Origin of the sequence: Klebsiella sp. 141161, assembly GCF_050600815.1 — a bacterium.
In the GTDB taxonomy this organism is placed as follows: domain Bacteria; phylum Pseudomonadota; class Gammaproteobacteria; order Enterobacterales; family Enterobacteriaceae; genus Klebsiella; species Klebsiella aerogenes.
Genome location: NZ_JAQIRN010000001.1, coordinates 387,625 through 405,170 on the forward strand (window position 1 = coordinate 387,625; position 17,546 = coordinate 405,170).

The 17,546-nt window shown below is 51.8% G+C and carries 17 protein-coding genes; 7 read left to right on the top strand and 10 right to left on the bottom strand.

Going from position 1 to position 17,546, the window contains the following annotated elements:
- Positions 1 to 23: 23 nt before the first annotated feature.
- On the bottom strand, positions 24 to 3,926 hold the full coding sequence (gene hrpA / locus PGR79_RS01910; protein WP_430920964.1) for an ATP-dependent RNA helicase HrpA: 3,903 nt from the start codon (positions 3,924 to 3,926) through the stop codon (positions 24 to 26).
- Between the two features lie 201 nt (positions 3,927 to 4,127).
- Here hrpA and azoR point away from each other — a divergent pair, with 201 nt between their 5' ends.
- The gene (azoR, locus tag PGR79_RS01915) at positions 4,128 to 4,733 is read left to right on the top strand and encodes an FMN-dependent NADH-azoreductase (RefSeq protein WP_049052730.1); all 606 of its coding nucleotides are present in this window, start codon (positions 4,128 to 4,130) and stop codon (positions 4,731 to 4,733) included.
- Positions 4,734 to 4,780: 47 nt separating this feature from the next.
- Here the strand turns inward: azoR and PGR79_RS01920 are convergent, their stop codons facing one another.
- From PGR79_RS01920 to PGR79_RS01945, 6 genes are read right to left on the bottom strand one after another with little or no spacing between them, the layout of a single operon-like run.
- Positions 4,781 to 5,356: a TerD family protein gene (locus tag PGR79_RS01920; protein ID WP_087859478.1), complete on the bottom strand. Its 576-nt coding sequence runs from the start codon at positions 5,354 to 5,356 to the stop codon at positions 4,781 to 4,783.
- Between the two features lie 57 nt (positions 5,357 to 5,413).
- The gene (locus tag PGR79_RS01925; RefSeq protein ID WP_087859477.1) at positions 5,414 to 5,992 is read right to left on the bottom strand and encodes a TerD family protein; all 579 of its coding nucleotides are present in this window, start codon (positions 5,990 to 5,992) and stop codon (positions 5,414 to 5,416) included.
- Between the two features lie 46 nt (positions 5,993 to 6,038).
- Positions 6,039 to 7,079, bottom strand: coding sequence for a TerC/Alx family metal homeostasis membrane protein (locus tag PGR79_RS01930; RefSeq protein WP_113373237.1), 1,041 nt, complete (start codon positions 7,077 to 7,079; stop codon positions 6,039 to 6,041).
- A gap of 22 nt (positions 7,080 to 7,101) precedes the next feature.
- Complete coding sequence (locus PGR79_RS01935) at positions 7,102 to 7,557, bottom strand: tellurite resistance TerB family protein (protein ID WP_113373236.1); 456 nt, start codon at positions 7,555 to 7,557, stop codon at positions 7,102 to 7,104.
- 21 nt (positions 7,558 to 7,578) lie between these two features.
- The gene (locus PGR79_RS01940) at positions 7,579 to 8,718 is read right to left on the bottom strand and encodes a TerD family protein (RefSeq protein WP_113373235.1); all 1,140 of its coding nucleotides are present in this window, start codon (positions 8,716 to 8,718) and stop codon (positions 7,579 to 7,581) included.
- Positions 8,718 to 9,308, bottom strand: coding sequence for a TerD family protein (locus tag PGR79_RS01945; RefSeq protein WP_113373234.1), 591 nt, complete (start codon positions 9,306 to 9,308; stop codon positions 8,718 to 8,720). The genes PGR79_RS01940 and PGR79_RS01945 overlap by 1 nt, the downstream gene beginning before the upstream one ends.
- Positions 9,309 to 9,594: 286 nt before the next feature.
- On the opposite strand from PGR79_RS01945, the gene PGR79_RS01950 reads away from it, so the two are divergent.
- From PGR79_RS01950 to PGR79_RS01975, 6 genes are read left to right on the top strand one after another with little or no spacing between them, the layout of a single operon-like run.
- Positions 9,595 to 10,680 carry an ATP-grasp domain-containing protein gene (locus PGR79_RS01950; RefSeq protein WP_113373233.1) on the top strand — a complete coding sequence of 362 codons (1,086 nt, stop codon included), beginning with the start codon at positions 9,595 to 9,597 and terminating at the stop codon, positions 10,678 to 10,680.
- On the top strand, positions 10,677 to 11,807 hold the full coding sequence (locus tag PGR79_RS01955; protein WP_228302257.1) for a phosphoribosyltransferase domain-containing protein: 1,131 nt from the start codon (positions 10,677 to 10,679) through the stop codon (positions 11,805 to 11,807). Before PGR79_RS01950 ends, PGR79_RS01955 begins: the two co-directional genes overlap by 4 nt.
- Complete coding sequence (locus PGR79_RS01960; RefSeq protein WP_113373232.1) at positions 11,800 to 12,573, top strand: hypothetical protein; 774 nt, start codon at positions 11,800 to 11,802, stop codon at positions 12,571 to 12,573. The genes PGR79_RS01955 and PGR79_RS01960 overlap by 8 nt, the downstream gene beginning before the upstream one ends.
- 1 nt (position 12,574) lies before the next feature.
- Entirely contained in the window at positions 12,575 to 13,648 is a 1,074-nt protein-coding gene (locus tag PGR79_RS01965) for a cysteine protease StiP family protein (RefSeq protein WP_113373231.1), read from the top strand.
- The gene (locus PGR79_RS01970; RefSeq protein WP_113373230.1) at positions 13,648 to 14,595 is read left to right on the top strand and encodes an HpcH/HpaI aldolase/citrate lyase family protein; all 948 of its coding nucleotides are present in this window, start codon (positions 13,648 to 13,650) and stop codon (positions 14,593 to 14,595) included. The genes PGR79_RS01965 and PGR79_RS01970 overlap by 1 nt, the downstream gene beginning before the upstream one ends.
- Positions 14,596 to 14,633: 38 nt before the next feature.
- Complete coding sequence (locus PGR79_RS01975) at positions 14,634 to 15,101, top strand: tellurium resistance protein TerW (RefSeq protein ID WP_113373229.1); 468 nt, start codon at positions 14,634 to 14,636, stop codon at positions 15,099 to 15,101.
- Between the two features lie 194 nt (positions 15,102 to 15,295).
- On the opposite strand, the gene PGR79_RS01980 is transcribed toward PGR79_RS01975, so the two are convergent.
- Genes PGR79_RS01980 through PGR79_RS01990 form a run of 3 tightly spaced genes read right to left on the bottom strand, consistent with a single transcriptional unit; the run spans position 15,296 to position 17,458 of the window.
- Positions 15,296 to 15,937, bottom strand: a complete 642-nt coding sequence (locus tag PGR79_RS01980) for a lysophospholipid acyltransferase family protein (protein WP_113373472.1) — start codon at positions 15,935 to 15,937, stop codon at positions 15,296 to 15,298.
- Positions 15,938 to 15,941: 4 nt separating this feature from the next.
- On the bottom strand, positions 15,942 to 16,859 hold the full coding sequence (locus PGR79_RS01985) for a phosphatidate cytidylyltransferase (protein ID WP_113373228.1): 918 nt from the start codon (positions 16,857 to 16,859) through the stop codon (positions 15,942 to 15,944).
- The gene (locus PGR79_RS01990; protein WP_113373227.1) at positions 16,856 to 17,458 is read right to left on the bottom strand and encodes a CDP-alcohol phosphatidyltransferase family protein; all 603 of its coding nucleotides are present in this window, start codon (positions 17,456 to 17,458) and stop codon (positions 16,856 to 16,858) included. Before PGR79_RS01990 ends, PGR79_RS01985 begins: the two co-directional genes overlap by 4 nt.
- Between the last annotated feature and the right edge of the window lie 88 nt (positions 17,459 to 17,546).

A 17,546-nucleotide genomic window follows, 5' to 3' on the forward strand; every position in this document is an offset into this window, starting at 1 on the left:
GCCACCGGGGACAACCAGCCAGGTTACGGCGTAATTTGCTCCATCGCCTGCAACACGCGTTTGTCCGAGATGGGATACGGGGTACCCAACTGCTGAGCAAAGAAGCTGACGCGCAGTTCTTCGATCATCCAGCGGATCTCCTGTACGTCGTCGTCATCGCGGCGATTCGGCAGCAGCTTATTGAGCCACTGCTGCCACGCCTGTTGCACACTCTCAACTTTCAGCATCTGCGCGCGGTCACGATGCGGGTCGATTGCCAGCTTCTCAAGACGCTTTTCAATTGCCTGCAGATAACGCAGCGTATCGCCGAGGCGGCGGAAACCGTTGCCGGTAACAAAGCCGCGATAAACCAGACCCGCCATCTGCGCTTTAATATCCGACAGCCCCAGGGCCATCGTCATATCTACCCGCCCTTTCAGACGCTTATTGATGTTAAACACCGCCGTCAGGATCTGCTCGACCTGCTTTGCGATATCGACCACCGTGTCGTTCAGTTCGGCGCGCACTTTATCGTGCAGTTTACTAAAGCCCTCTTCGGTCCACACCGGGCCGCCGGCTTCATCGATAAGCTTGTCAACACCACAGGAGATGCAGTCGTCAATCAGATCCAGCACCTTGCCATACGGGTTGAAATAGAGTCCCAGTTTGGCTTTGTTGGGCAGTTTCTCGTGCAGATATTTAATCGGCGACGGAATATTAAGCAACAGCAAACGGCGTAGACCACGCCACATCGCCTGCTGCTGTTCCTGTGGATTATCAAACAGTTTGATGGCGACGCTGTCACGCTCGTCCACCAGCGCCGGCCAGGCTTTAACCTTATAGTTGCCGCGCTTCTGTTCGTAACTCTCCGCCAGGGTGCCGAAACTCCAGATATGCAGCCCGCTCTGTTCAATACCATCGTCGGCCACCGCCGAGAGCGTCTCCTGAACTTTACCTTTTAGCGCGTCTTTTAAGGCCTGCAAAGAGCGCCCTTCCTGCAGTTTCTTATTTTTGTCATCCACCACCCGGAAAGTGATTTTCAGGTGATCGGGCACCTGATCCCACTGCCAGGATTCGCGGTCGATGGTCACGCCGGTCATTTTACGCAACTCACGCTCCAGCGAATCCAGCAGAGGCAACGCCAGCGGCGTCGCGCGGCCTAAAAACGCCTCGGCGTAATTAGGCGCTGGGACGAAATTACGCCGAACGGGTTTCGGCAACGATTTAATTAACGCGATGACCAGCTCGCGACGCAGGCCGGGGATCTGCCATTCAAATCCGGCTTCCTCTACCTGGTTGAGCAACGGCAGCGGAATATGAACCGTTACGCCATCGGCATCCGCACCGGGTTCAAACTGATAGCTAAGACGCAGTTTAAGATTGCCCTGATGCCAGAAATTCGGGTAGTCCAGTTTACTGACCTGCTCAGCCCCCTCTTTAATCAGCATGCTCTTTTCAAAATTGAGCAAGTCTGGCGTTTCGCGGCTGGCCTGCTTCCACCACTTATCAAAGTGGCGAGCGGAGATGACATCGTGGCTAATGCGCTGGTCGTAAAACTCGAACATCGTCTCGTCATCCACCAGGATGTCGCGACGGCGCGACTTATGCTCCAGCTCTTCGATTTCAGCGCGCAGCTTCAGGTTATCGCGGAAGAAAGCATGCCGCGTCTGCCAGTCGCCCTCTACCAGCGCGTGGCGGATGAACAGCTCACGACACAGCGCCGGGTCAATCTGGCTATAGTTGACCTTACGCGCGGCGACGATTGGCAGACCGTAGACGGTGACCTTTTCTGTCGCCATTACCGCGCCCTGCGACCGCTCCCAGTGCGGTTCACTATATGAACGTTTAATCAGATGCTGGGCCACCGGCTCGACCCACTCCGGCTCAATGCGGGCGGCAATGCGCCCCCACAGGCGGCTGGTCTCCACCAGTTCCGCAACCATAGTCCACTTCGGCGGCTTCTTGAATAGACCAGAGCCGGGGAAGATAGAGAACCGGGCATTACGGGCGCCGGTATACTCCTGTTTATCGGAGTCCTTCATCCCGATATGCGACAACAAACCGGTCAGCAGCGCGGTATGAATTTCACGGTACTCCGCTGGCTCGCTGTTGATCGGCAGGCCGAGTTCTTTCACTACCTGGCGCAGTTGGGTGTAAATATCCTGCCATTCACGCACGCGTAAATAGTTGAGGAAATCCACCCGGCACTGGCGGCGGAACTGATTCGAGGAGAGCGCCTTTTGCTGTTCGCCGAGATAGTTCCACAAATTGACAAACGCAAGGAAATCAGACTCTTTATCGTGGAAGCGACGATGCTTTTCATCAGACGCCTGCTGCTTGTCCATGGGGCGCTCGCGCGGATCCTGAATCGACAGCGCGGAAGTGATGATCATCGCTTCACGCACGCAGCCATGTTTCTGCGCTTCCAGCACCATCCGCGCCAGACGCGGATCCACCGGTAGCTGGCTAAGCTGGCGGCCCAGTGGGGTTAGCTTATAAGCCGTTGCCTGCTCATCGGTAGTGATGGCGCCGAGCTCTTCTAACAGACGCACGCCATCCTGGATGTTGCGCTTATCCGGCGCTTCGACAAACGGAAACGCGGCGATATCGCCCAGCCCCAGAGCGGTCATTTGCAGAATGACCGAGGCCAGGTTGGTACGCAGAATTTCCGGGTCGGTAAATTCCGGCCGCGACAGGAAATCGTCTTCCGAGTAAAGACGGATACAGATACCTTCTGACACACGTCCGCAGCGGCCTTTACGCTGATTAGCAGAGGCCTGTGATACCGGCTCGATAGGCAGGCGCTGCACTTTTGTACGGTAGCTATAGCGACTGATGCGCGCGGTACCCGGATCGATAACGTATTTGATACCCGGAACCGTTAGCGAGGTTTCAGCAACGTTGGTTGCCAGGACAATACGCCGCCCGCTATGGGACTGGAAGACCCGGTTTTGCTCACTGTTTGATAAACGAGCATACAGCGGCAGCACTTCGGTATGACGCAGATTGAGCTTATTCAACGCATCTGCGGTATCGCGGATTTCCCGCTCGCCGCTCATAAAGATCAGGATATCGCCGGGGCTTTCGCGCCCCAGTTCATCGACGGCATCAAAAATCGCCTGGAGCTGATCGCGTTCGGTATCGTCCGCCTCTTCAACAATCGGACGATAACGTACTTCAACCGGGTAAGTCCGCCCGGAAACTTCGATAATCGGCGCATTATTGAAATGCTTTGAGAAACGTTCCGGGTCGATGGTTGCGGAGGTTATGATGATTTTCAGGTCCGGGCGGCGCGGCAGGAGCTCTTTCAGATAGCCCAGCAGAAAATCAATGTTCAGACTGCGCTCGTGCGCCTCATCAATAATGATGGTGTCATACTGCATCAGCAGGCGATCCTGCTGGATTTCCGCCAGCAGGATACCGTCGGTCATCAGCTTAACCATGGTGTTTTCGCTGACGTGGTCGCTGAAGCGGACTTTATAACCGATACAGCCGCCTGGCTCGCTCTGCAGCTCTTCGGCAATACGGTTAGCGACGGTTCGCGCCGCCAGTCGACGCGGCTGGGTGTGGCCAATCAGGCCTTTCAGGCCGCGCCCCAGCTCCATGCAAATTTTGGGTAACTGAGTGGTTTTGCCAGAACCGGTCTCCCCGGCGACGATCACCACCTGGTGATCGCGCACCGCTTCGAGAATTTCTTGTTTTTTCTGGCTAACCGGCAGGTTTTCCGGATAGGTAATTGCCGGACGCGCGGCTTCGCGTAGCAGGACTTTCCCTGCGGCCTGTTCTATCTCCTGCGCCATCTCGTGGAGAATGGCCTGCTGGGCATCAGGATTTTTAACCTTCTTTGCGCCATGCAGGCGGCGGCTGTAGCGCGATTTATCGCGCAGCATCAGGCCATCGAGCCGTTCATAGAGCTGCGAGAAAGTGATTTTTTGTTGTTCTGTCATAGCGTTATCGGGCAGTGCTCTGCCGGAAAAATCTCTCATGAAATATTGCTGTAGATTACCACATCTGTAGAATTCATGCCTTGTTCAAAAAAATTGAACATAGAATTCGATATATTGCGCTATCTCTGCGGCATGATTGTGAATACAGTGTCATCAAGCACCAGGGCATTGACCCGTCAATCACATTAAAAGGAAACACCCATGAGCAAAGTATTAGTTCTGAAGTCCAGTATTCTTGCAGGGTACTCGCAATCCGGCCAACTGTCCGACTATTTTGTTGAACAATGGCGCGAAAAACACGCAGGTGACGTTATCACCGTGCGCGATCTGGCGGCAAACCCGATTCCGGTACTGGATGGTGAACTGGTTGGCGCGCTGCGTCCGAGCGATGCGCAGTTGACTGCGCGTCAGCAGGAAGCGCTGGCACTCTCCGATGAGCTGATCGCTGAACTGAAAGCTAACGATGTGATTGTTATCGCTGCGCCGATGTACAACTTCAACATCCCGACTCAGCTGAAAAACTATTTTGACCTGGTTGCCCGCGCAGGCGTCACCTTCCGTTACACCGAGAAGGGGCCTGAAGGTCTGGTTACCGGCAAACGTGCGGTAGTGCTAACCAGCCGCGGTGGTATCCATAAAGATACGCCAACCGACCTGGTCACACCGTATCTGTCAACCTTCCTTGGCTTTATCGGTATCACCGACGTGAACTTCGTGTTTGCAGAGGGTATTGCTTATGGTCCAGAAGTTGCGGCCAAAGCGCAGTCCGATGCCAAAGCGGCGATCGACAGCGTAGTTGCAGCCTGATAAAACAAACCTCCCGCCTCAGCGGGAGGTTTTATTCTTGCCAAGAATTAAACGCTAACGCCATGCGCGGAGGCCAACGCAGCCAGACCGCCAGCGAATCCCTGACCTACCGCTTTAAATTTCCATTCAGCACCGTGACGATACAGTTCGCCAAAGATCATCGCCGTTTCCGTTGATGCATCTTCCGACAGATCAAAACGCGCGATTTCTTCACCATTGTCGTGGTTATACACGCGCATATAGCTATTCTGTACCATACCGAAGTTCTGCTTACGGGCTTCGGCGTCGTAGATGGTGACCGAGAAAACCAGTTTTTTCACCTCTGCGGCAACCTGGGAAAGCGTGATTTTGACCTGTTCATCATCGCCGTCTCCTTCACCGGTACGGTTATCACCCTGGTGCTCAACACCGCCGCAAGGGCTCTTCTTGTTATTAAAGAAGATGAAATTCGCATCCGAGAGCACCTTGCCATCCTCGCCAACCATAAAGACCGACGCGTCAAGGTCGAAGCCCTGCCCGTCAGTGACCCGAGCATCCCAACCTAACCCCACCATCGCGATATTCATCGACGGCGCTTCTTTAGTGAGTGATACGTTACCACCCTTAACCAGGGAAACAGCCATTTAAACCTCCTGTTATAAATCTACCGTATTGCCCGATTCGCAATCAGGCAGCTTGAGTCACGATGCGTTGATTCCATACTGGGCACAGACGCTGGACAAGCCGCCTGCGTATCCCTGACCGACGGCACGGAACTTCCACTCGCCGTTATGGCGATAAAGTTCGCCGAAAAGCATCGCCGTTTCGCTGGAAGCGTCTTCGGTCAAATCATAGCGGGCTACTTCATGCTGCGAATCGTTGTTGACCAAACGAATAAAAGCGCCAGAAACCTGACCGAAGCTTTGGCGACGCATTTGCGCGTCGTGAATGGTCACCACAAAGATAATTTTCGCGACATTCGCGGGGATCATATCCAGTTTGACGATCAGCGATTCATCATCGCCATCTCCTTCACCGGTACGGTTGTCACCGGTATGAGTGACCGAACCATCTGCCGATTTTAAGTTGTTGTAGAAGATGAAATCGCTGTCGCTGCGCACCTTTCCTGTCTCAGATAACAGGAAGGCGGAAGCGTCGAGGTCAAAATCCTGGCCGTCGGTGGTACGAACATCCCACCCTAATCCAACCAGCACATTTTTCATTGACGGATCGCTTTTGCTAAGAGAAACGTTACCGCCTTTTGATAGTGATACGCTCATATTAAATCCTTTTTAAAGTGAACATGAATAAGGACAGTGCAAAGAATTAACTACCTCCCGGCTGTTCCTCGTTTTTTTCCTGAAATACAAAACTAGCGACAATCCCAAGAATAAGCACCACCAGAACGACATATAGACTGGCGGTAGCCGAAATACTATAGCCATGGTGCCAAAGATGGTCGGAGGCATTCAGACCAAGCTTAAAGGCAATAAAGAAAAGTAATACGATGACCGCTTTTTCAAGATGCACTAAATAATGTTTAAGCGCCTCCAGTACGAAATAAAGCGTACGTAGGCCAAGAATGGCAAACATCATCGCGCTATAGACAATCAGCGGCTCCTGGCTTATTGCTATAATGGCCGGTACGGAATCAAAAGCGAACATCACATCTGACAGTTCAACGACCGCCACGCATAACATCAGCGGCGTTGCATATAGCGCGACGCGTTTACCAGCGCTAATAATGAGATCTTTATTCTCCGGCTTCGCCCGTTCACGATCGACCTCTTTAGCGGTAAGTAAAAAAGCATGTCCCACCAATTTTGGCCAGATGGGGAACACACGTTTTACCAGTCGGTAAGCGATATGCTGCGAATAGTCTTCTATTTCATCGCTCTCCTCCCCGCTTTTTAACATCATGACGGCAGTCCATAGCACAATTAAGGCAAAGACTATTTCAACATACGGACCCAGTGCTAATAGCCCTGTGCCGATGGCGACAAAAATAGCACGGAAAATAATCGCGCCAATCACCCCCCAGTACAGGACGCGGTGGCGATAGCGTTCCGGGATACCAAACCAGGAGAAGATCGCCATCATAACGAAAAGATTATCGACCGAAAGCACCTTTTCTAAGGCGTAACCAGTAACAAACAAACTGGCTACTTCCGCGCCGTGGTGCACCAGCAGAAATCCGGCAAAAGCCATTGCCACCACAACCCAAAATAGTGACCATAGTGCCGCGCTTTTCAGCGATATCACGCTATCGCTACGATGCATCACGAGGTCAATAACGATAGCCCCGATGGCGAGAATAATAAAAACGCTCACCGTTTCAACGGGAAAACCTAAATGCGTGGAGACCATGAAATACCTTTAAATGCTGGGGTTAAAGACCAAACTCTTCAGCGTTAAAACCAAGCGCGGCGATTATCTCTCTGGTTGCCGCCTGTTCATCCGGGTCGAAATGGCCATCGCTTTTGCCCACCGCAATGCCTACTCGCACGGCCAGTTGAGCTGCATCTGGCTGATCTTTTAAAGCCAGAATATATTTCATGGTTTCGCCTTTGCCGATTTCCATATCGAAATCGAAGCTGGATACCAATTTATTAAAAAAGTTGATCACTTCGTTGGTATCAAAAACTTTCATTTCCTCCGACGAACGAAGAAAGCCCATCATTTTCTGTTTTTCTTCGGCGCTAACACCATCGCTGGAAACGGCAATGCGAGCACATACCGCAACCGTTCCTTGCATGAATTTCTTATTTTTAAAACGCCCAACCTGTTTGACCAGTTCATCGCGGCTGGCGTTCAATGTCGATTTTACTTTATTAAATAATCCCATCGTTCCCTCACTTGGTTTTCTTTATTTAGAACCTGCTCGCCAGCGGAATCCCCAACCGAATGCGCGATCCATCTCTTTATGGCCGGTGAAATATTGATTTATACGCTCAACTTTTATGGCGCCGTTGTCATTGACTAAGCGAGCAATAGCGCACATTGTTCGACGATTATTGCCTTCGGTCAGTCGGGTTTCGATTGGCGGCTGGCCGGGGACATGTAGCGTAACTACGCCATCTGTTTTATCCCAACTGGCAACGCCTTCATAAATAAAGGCGTAGATTAATATCTGCTGAATATTTTGCCATTCGCTGCCATTGATACAGATCCATTCGCCATCGTTAACAGCCCCCGTACGATCGTCACCCTGAAGCTGAATAAAGGGCGGTTGTTGATATCGCCCAAATGCATTACCCAATGCCTGAACTACGCTTAAATCGCCATTTTTTAATTCGACAAAAGCGCCAAGATCCAGATCAACGTTGCTGGCCCCTCCCCCTAATAATGAACCAAATAAGCCTGTGGCCGAGCTTTGGCGATGCCAATTCAGATTAACGCGTATCTCGCCATAGTCGTCTCGTTTAGCGAGGCTGATTGCCGGTTTCTCTTTAGTCAAAGTCACTTTGCTGAGGTTCACTTTCGCGGCTTCAGCAGCAGGAGGTGTAACTTCATCGGCAATATCAACACCATAGTATTCAGCGAGCGGTTTTAGTCCGCCCGTAAAACCCTGAGCGACAAAGCGAAACTTCCACTCGCCATTACGCCGGTAAAACTCGCCCAGAATCAGCGCGGCTTCATTTCGACCGTGAACATCGACCTGACAGTCAATCAGCGTATTGCCGTTATGCTCCACCGCGATCGTCAAATGGCCTAATTCACCGATAGTCCTGTTATTATCGCAGGTTGCGGTAAATGCCACCTTTTGGACGTCCGCCTGCAGCAGCCCTAATGCAACCTGAAATACAGTAGCAGAATTATTAGCGCTAACCTGTATGGTATTATCATCATTCCGCGGCTGGCCGTAAAAACACATATCCGCATCGCCTCTTACTTTATTATTGGCATAGAGACGAAATGACGACACATCAACACCGCTTCCCGCGCTTATTTTGATACCAAGATTAGCTGCAGGAACCGCGCTATTTCCTCCGGGTAATAATTTCATTAGCGCACCACAATGCGTAATACGTCACTTTCCATATCTTCGATAGTGCGCCCCTGAGCAGCTTGACCATGGGCGGTAAAATCCCAACTGCCATTGTGACGGCTTAATGAAGCAATAATAATACCGGTATGAGAACCTTGCTCGGTTAGCTGGTAGCGGGCCAACTCCTGATTATTTTGATCGAGCACGCGGCAATGGGCATTCTCAACTTCGTTAAAAGTTTGGCCGCGAAAACTATTGACGGTAAAAGCCAAGTATTCCACATTAGCGGAAAGTTTTTCCAGATTGACGCGAATGACTTCATCATCACCCTCACCCTCTCCAGTTAAATTATCGCCGCTATGAACGACAGCGCCACAGCGAGATTTCAGCTGTCCAAACCAAATGGTATCCAGCACGTTGCCATTCTTATTCAATAGAATGCAGCTGGCATCAAGGTCGATAGAACCGGCGCCACCGGAGAACAATCCGCCGAATAACCCTTTTTTCTTCGCCTGCAGCGGATCCCAGCCTAAACCAAAAGTCAGCTGCGATAATGCCGGAGACGCTTTGCTTAATGAAATTGTCTGATTTTTAGTAAGTGAGACCATTTATTATTCCCTATAAAATATATTTAGCAAATCAATATGCATTAAAGACTCGAAAAAAATCATATCATGATAAAGAACTGAGACAAGGCAATTTATAAAATTAGGAAAAAGAAAAATACGCCACTGATAGCAATGCATTTCCAAAATCATTAAAAAATATAAAAATATTCACTACACAAATATTCATTCCGAAAACAAAAAAGCACCTCATATTATGATTGACATGCCATTATAGCGATTCTAGACTCCAGTTAAATTTAACGCTGGACGCGTGGAAGTAATATCAATGGAAAGAAAAATATGGATTATGGAGGGGCTCGCCTCCCAACGCGATATCATTTTCGGCATTAATGATTTCACAATCAATAATAACAAACACCCAATAACTACCTACGCTTCACATAGTCAACCACGACATGAAATATTATCAACGGCACATTTTTCATTAAGTGAACCCACAGACATCAATTCACGAATGTCATTTATTTCATCAATAACAAAGGAATATGGCATATCCGCCATTCAGGTTGGCAAAGCATGCCGTTGGTACGAACAGCATCGACGGCAAATTGAAGCGCTAGGCGTGAGTCTCACCACGGGCGCAAGCCAGGTATCCACATTTGATATTGCCGATGACAAAGTCAGCTTTGCAAAAGCCATGCAAGCGTATGGGCTTCCCGTAGTGCCATCCATTCGAGTCACTGATACCAACACGCTGGAATATCTCCTCAAAGCGTCACCTTTTCCCGGTTGCCGTTTATGTGTGAAACCCGTGACCGGTATTTATGGCATGGGGTTTTGGCTATTTGATGAGCACGCGCTTTCTACAGATATTATTAACCACCCGGAACAACGACGCATTCAGCCGGAACAGTATCTTGCCGCCGTTAAGAGCAGTGAGGTGTTTACTCCACTGACCCTCATGCCCTGGTTACCCGGGCCCGAATACTCTGTCGACATGCTGCTTAGTCACGGCAAAGTACTGACAGCCATTGGTAGACGAAAAGAAGGCGCGCTGCAGTATCTGGAAAATAGAGGGCCGGCGATAGAACTTGCCTGCGCCTGCGCCGAAGCACTGCACGCTGATGGCCTGGTTAACGTGCAGACCCGGAACGATACAGAAGGCAAACCACTTTTACTGGAAATAAATCTACGCCCTTCCGGTGGTATTGGTTATACCCGTCACAGCGGCGTTAATCTGCCCGGGTTGTTCGCCGCGCAGCGGCTGGATTTACTGACAGCTGATGACATCATACGGCGCGTAGCGCATCAGTTCACCCCTGCAACCATCAGAGTAATGACAGAGAGCAGGCGATACCCTCAGCAACTCAACAACGTTCTTGCGCCTTCGTACAATGCGGAGGTGAAATGATGAAACACGAAAACTGCTACCGCCGTCAGCTCTCAAGTGGCGAATTACGCGTGTTTCACCACGGCGAGGATAACGAACTTCATGCACTGTTTGACATCGCTGAACGGCGCAATCCTAAACGGGCATTTCTGTTTGTCAGTCAGGTGTTAGGTCGACATATCCCTGTTTCGCCGGCAACGATGCGCGCAGTTTACCAGCGACTTGCCGTTGGTTTCCCCGCCGACCTCGCCGGGCCGGTGTTGTTCGTAGGGATGGCTGAGACTGCCGTTGGCCTCGGCGCAGGCGTGTTTGACGAACTCCGCAAACGTGTTGACCAGGCAATCTATCTCACCTCTACGCGTCATCCGCAAGAGGCGGAACTGCTGTGCGAATTTAAAGAAGCGCATAGCCATGCCACGGACCATTTGATTTATCTCCCCGACGATCGAGAAATGCGCCGACGGGTGCTGGAAGCAAAAACTCTGGTGCTCATCGATGATGAAGCAACGACCGGTAATACCTTCATCAATCTTGTGTCCGCGTTGCACCCGCATCTGACACATTTGCAAAGGGTTGTCTCCGTGACCCTCACCGACTGGAGCGGCGATGCCTTCGCCAGGCGTTGTAACCTGCCTGTCAGCCAGGTCGCGTTAGTTAAAGGACGCTGGGAATGGCATCCACAGTCCAACGCTACGCCTCCTGAAATGCCTGCCGTCAATATTACCTCGCGTGGAGAGTATGCCCTTTCACGGCGCCAGACGTGGGGGCGCCTGGGAATGATACGTCCCGCCGCTGACCTCGGCTGCGAGATCGTCGCAGCCACAGGCGAAACTATCCTGGTACTAGGCAGCGGTGAGTTTGTCTGGGAACCATTTTTGCTAGCTGAGCGTCTTGAGCAGCAAGGGGCCAGCATTAAGTTCAGCGCCACTAGTCGCTCGCCGATTGCGCCCGGCATGGCCATCCAATCGCTGCTGTCATTTAACGATAATTACGGGCTGGGCATCCCAAACTTTGTCTACAACGTCGCCCACCAGCGTTTCGATCGCATTATTTTATGTATTGAGACCCCAAAGGAAAGCGTTGATCCCCACCTGGTACACGCGCTGGAGTCGCTTTGTTCGCGACTGGAGATTTTATCTTATGAATAAGCCGGTAGTATTTTCCGATCTCGACGATACGTTATTTCAGACCAGACGAAAGATGGTCAATGAACTCTCTGCGGCCCCCTTTCGTTGCGCCGCGCTGGACCGGGAAATGCGTCCACGCAGCTATATGAACGAAGAGCAGGCCATGCTCGTCGATTGGCTGCTGGAACACGCCGAACTGATCCCCGTCACCGCCAGAGGAAGCGAAGAGTTGGCGCGGGTGCAAATCGCGTTTGACTCATGGGCTATAACCACCCACGGCGCGGTCATCATCACGCCTGAAGGGCTAGCGGATGCTGAGTGGCAACAGCATATGTTGGCTAACCTGGCGCCGTATGCTGACAAACTGACAGCCATGCAACACGACATCACTACCCAGATGGCTATTCAAGGCGTCGACGGCTGGGCGCGCATCAACAAAGAGTATGACGAAGTGCCCGTTTACCTGGTGATGAAACATCGCGACAGCACCAGAATCGCCGAACTTTACGCCTTTGCCGACTGGCTGACGCAGCGCTTCACCCTGCAGGGCTTTTATCTTCACCGCAACGGTAATAATGTTGCCTGGATACCTGAACCTGTCGATAAAGGGTCGGCCGTCGCTTGGCTAGTAAATAAATTGCAGGCCCAGCGCGGCAAATTCCCGGTGCTCGGTTTTGGCGACAGCCTTAGCGATCATCGCTTTTTGCAACTTTGCCATTGGTTTGCCATCCCCAGGCAAAGCCAGTTTGCCGCAGCCATTAATCACCATATTTTCGCAGGTTCTTAATATGCACGAGCTCCATCACTTTTCCGGCGCTTTTCCGCAAAATGACGTCCGCTTTCTACTCAGTCCGGTGAATATCGCCATGACGTCGGTTGATGAAAAAGAGGTGTTGATTCAATCGGGTAAAGCGCACTATTCCGACCTGCTCAGCCAGGAGCCCGCGCCAAGTCAGTGGCATCTTAATCTTTTTGCCAAGGCCCTGCAGCGTGAAACGCCACGTATGGCTAACGAGGTGCAGCAGCTCTGTCAAACGCTCATCGCGCAGTTCACTGATACGCCTATCATACTGGTAAGTTTAGTGCGCGCGGGTGTGCCGCTAGGGGTGATGCTACAGCGTGCGCTGCGTGATGCGGGTAGAACGTCCTTCCACTACGGTATTAGCATCATTCGCGATCGCGGTATTGATAGCGCCGCGCTTGACTGGATTGAACACCGTCACGGCACGCAAGGTATCGTCTTTGTCGACGGATGGACCGGCAAAGGCGCCATTCGCTCGCAGCTGCAACGTTCGCTACATGGCCGTAAAGGCTACCCCGCCGATCCCAGACTGGTGGTGTTAGCCGATCCCTGCGGCTGCGCGTGGTTGTCCGCGTCCGACGATGACTGGTTAATCCCCTTCGGAATCATGGGCGCGCCGGTATCGGGTCTGATTTCTCGCTCTTTGTGGTCACCGGTCGGCTTTCACGGTTGTGTGCAATGCGATCATTTGGCTGATTTTGAATGCGGCCAGCTACTGGTTGATACCGTTGACAACTATCGACAGACGCTACTATCCGCCGCGCAGATTAAACCTGATTTAGCGCAGAAAGCCAGACTTCGACGCAAAAGCGAAACTGTAGTGCTCCACCTTGCTGAACGATATGCCGTCGACAATCTTAACCGCATCAAACCAGGCATCGCAGAAGCAACACGAGCGGTGCTTCGCAGGGTACCCGATCATGTTCTGGTGCGCGCCATTAACGATCCGGATGTTGCGCTACTGATTGCGTTAGCCCGCGATAAAGGTATTCACGTAAGCGAAGTTGGCGATGAAATCGGCCAATACCGTGCCGTCACTATTATCAAGAAGGTATTTTAATGAAAACACGTCTCTCGGCATGGAATCTGGGAGCGACCCTATACATGCCCGCCACGCGCCATGATATTGCCTCAACCATCATTGACGGCAAAATGAAAGGACTACGCTCATTAGTGATCTGTCTTGAGGATTCGGTTAGCGATAGCGATATCAACCACGCTCTGGTAAACCTCGAAAAGCTCTGTACACAGCTGGCCCATGCCAAAGCAACACAAGAGCACCGTCTCTGGCCGCTGGTATTTATTCGTCCACGACATCTAACCATGGCGAAACAACTAATCGAGAACTTTGATTTGACGGCCATTGACGGCATGGTCATACCCAAATTCACTCACCATTCACTGGCTGGCTGGTGGCGAGCGATCGGCAGCACTTCTCTGAGCATGATGCCAACGCTGGAAACCGAAGAGGTATTTGATTGCGAGAAAATGCGCCAACTTGCCGTAGAACTCAGCGCTCATCCCTGTCGAGCCCGGATAATCGCCTTGCGTATCGGTGGTAACGATCTCATGAATGTTATCTCGCTGCGTCGTTCGCGTAACCTGACGCTGTACGACGGGCCAATGGGATACGTTATCAAAATGCTGGTATCTGTTTTCTCTCCTTATCATTTCGCCCTTACCGCGCCGGTTTGCGAACATATCGATAGCCAGGAGATCATGGCGCGGGAACTGCAGCTGGATATGGCCCACGGTCTGGTCGGAAAAACAGCTATTCATCCCAATCAATTGCTGACGATTGAACGCGCGCTAATGGTCACACCCGGCGAACACGCTGATGCGCTACGGATCCTTAACTCCAGCCAGGCTGTGTTTAAATCTCAAGGGACAATGTGCGAACCGGCCACCCATCGCAACTGGGCTGCAGCCATCCTGGCCAGAGCAGCCCATTACGGTATCGTTAGCGAATTCGCCCAAGACGCTTTTGCCCAAGGGTCGATAAATTAACCGACACACTACACTATGGATAATGCGATGGCCTCAGGATGAGATTAAATAGTAAACAAGAGCGCATTTTTAAACTCGCGCTGATTCTCGGCAACGGGCAACCGGTCCCCTCAACGGAACTGCTGGAAAAGCTAGGTTGTTCGGATCCAACGTTATCAAGAACGCTGAAAACGTTGCGTGATACCTATGCGGCGGAAATAAAATACAGTAAAGCCGCCCATACCTATCAACTTGTCGCTAGTGGCTCCTTGACGAAGGAGATGATGGAGCGAATGGCAGAAGCGATCCGTGTCAATAGCGACCTAAAAATGCCGATGACTTCGGGTAAAGTCGTATTGAATAAGGATCAAAAAACGGCTATTTCGCTGTCGGTTAAACGCTCGGTGCTACGTAAACTGGACCGGCTGGCCTGCCTGGCGATGCTTACCCGTAGCGGCGCGGTAGAGATGCTGGCGCAAAAGTTTATTGATGAATTAATTGATTCATTTTACAACCAAAAGCGCTGATTATATCGTTCGCCGCCCTATGTCCGGGCGGCAACAAACATCTACTTGAGCTGTCACGCTATCAACCCCGTTATCTCAATTTAGCCACTCAATATCTGCAGTCAGGTAGCGCCGGGAATCGTACCGGCCAGCAACAGTAATATGAAGCCGTAACGTCGCGGGTGACAACGGTACGTTCTTACGCCACGCGGGGCTCAGCCATGCGGTTCTTCTCCATTAAAGGAAACGCTGAGCAACAGTAACTGCCGCCCTATCTGGTCTTTAAACTGCTGTTTATCCGGATGGAAATATAACGGCTCGCCAATATTGACGTCGATGAACAGGGGTAAAGGAATGCGGTTGCCTTTAGCCATCACCCGTTCGGTACCTTTGAGCCCTATAGGGATAATAGCGACCTGCGGCAAACTTTGGCTGAGATACCAAAGCCCTGATTTTATCGGCGTTATCACTCCCGGTTGTCCGCGGGTACCTTCAGGAAAAAGGATCAGGATTTGTTCATCACGTAGCGCTTGTTCACAGGCCGCTAACGGATTTTTCCCCTGCCCGCGGCGCGCTACGGGAATAATATTCAGTACATTCAGGGTGAACCAGGCCAGCGCTTTATTACGTAAAAAATAGTCCGCCGCCGCCACTGGATGAACTTGTCTCTGCGTTCGCAACGAAAATAGCGCCAGCAGCGCGAACACATCCATATGGCTGTTATGATTAGCCACCACGATCGCCGGCCCCTTTTCCGGCAGGCGCTCACGATGTTTCACCCGCAGCCCTAGCCACAGCCAGGCTAATGGCCAGATAACCAGTATCGCAAACAGCATTCTAAAGCCATTTTTTAGCATCATGTCAGTAGCAGGAATAACGAATAAAATGGAAGAATACCGGCGCGGTAAAGATAAGAGAGTCCAGCCGGTCAAGAATGCCGCCGTGGCCCGGCAGCAAGGTACCGCTGTCTTTCACCCCAATATCGCGTTTCACCGCCGACATCACCACATCTCCGCAGAAACCCGCGCTGCCGATCATCGCGCCCGCCAATAACGACATCTGCCAGTTAAGCGGCGTCATTATCGGCCCCAGCAGCCATGCGGCCAGCGTGGTGCAGCCAATACCGCCAAGCAACCCGGCCAGGGTCTTATTTGGGCTCACGGTTGGCGTGATTTTGATCCGCCCCAATGATTTACCCCAAAGATACTGCGCAATGTCGTTGAATTCGGTTAAGCCCACCAGAAACAGCACCAGCAGCGCGCCGGTTTGCTGACCGTTGGTTGGCAACACCAGCAAAGAAGCCACGTGGCTAAAAGCGAAGACGGTGGTCATCAGCCCCCAATGGTGCTGCGCGGCGCTATGTAAAAACCCCCGGGTATCACCCGCCAGAACCATTCTCGCAGGCAGGAATAAAAAGGCGTACACCGGAATGAAAATGATATACAGACCGTACCAGCCAATACTGATTAGCCAATAGTTGATGGGGATGGCGATGAACATCCACAGTACGGGCATGCGGTCAGCCTGTCGGGAGGGCACCAGAGTCAAGAACTCTTTCAGCGCCATAAAGCTGACCAGCGCGAAAAAGGTCAGCGCCAACCAGCGCGGGCTGAGCAACGCCAGCGAAAAAAGGACGATAATCACCCACCAGGTGTGGATCCGTAAGGTCAACTCACGCCAGTTTTTCTCAGGCTTCCGCCAGCGCGGCAGGCCATCCACCGCTGTCGCCAATAGCAATAGCAAAAAGATAACCGCCAGAGAACGCAGCAATAGCGTCATGCCCTGGCTCCGGGCAGAACGCTGGAACAGCGGTTGATAATGGTCCAGATAAGCAGCAAGGTAACGAGCCCCCACAGCATATTGCTCCATACCGCCACGTCCGGCCACAGGTTCAATGCTATCCCCCAACCGCCAAACACCATAGCGCGATCGCTTTTCCCCATCGGCCCGGCGTAACTACGTCCGCCGCCAATCGCCTGCGTCAGCACTCCGGCAAACTCACTGAGAACCGTACAAAGCAGCATTGTTAACACCAGCGTCGGATGGCTACCGGGAAGCAATAAAAAAGGAAGATATAACGCAACATCGGAGATCACATCGCCAAATTCGTTGAGCACCGCGCCGAGTCGGGACTGCTGACGACACTCTCGGGCCAGCATGCCATCAAGCGCATTCAGCGCCATACGGATAAACAGAACGACTGGAAGTATCCAGTAAAGAGTGTAATGCGGAAAGATCGCCAGGACTAAGCCGGTCAGAACGGATAATAACAAGGCGGCGAGCGTCACCTGATTGGCGGTGACCGCTCGCTTCGCCAACCAGAACATGATTGGCCGCAGCAGCGCCTGAAACGCAGGTTTCACGCTGTAAAGCGTCATTGTCGATCCTCGATAAAGTCAAAGGACCATATTGCGCTTAGCCGCTGCGTGACAAAAGACGGCAAAGTAAAATTCAGAATCCGTTAAT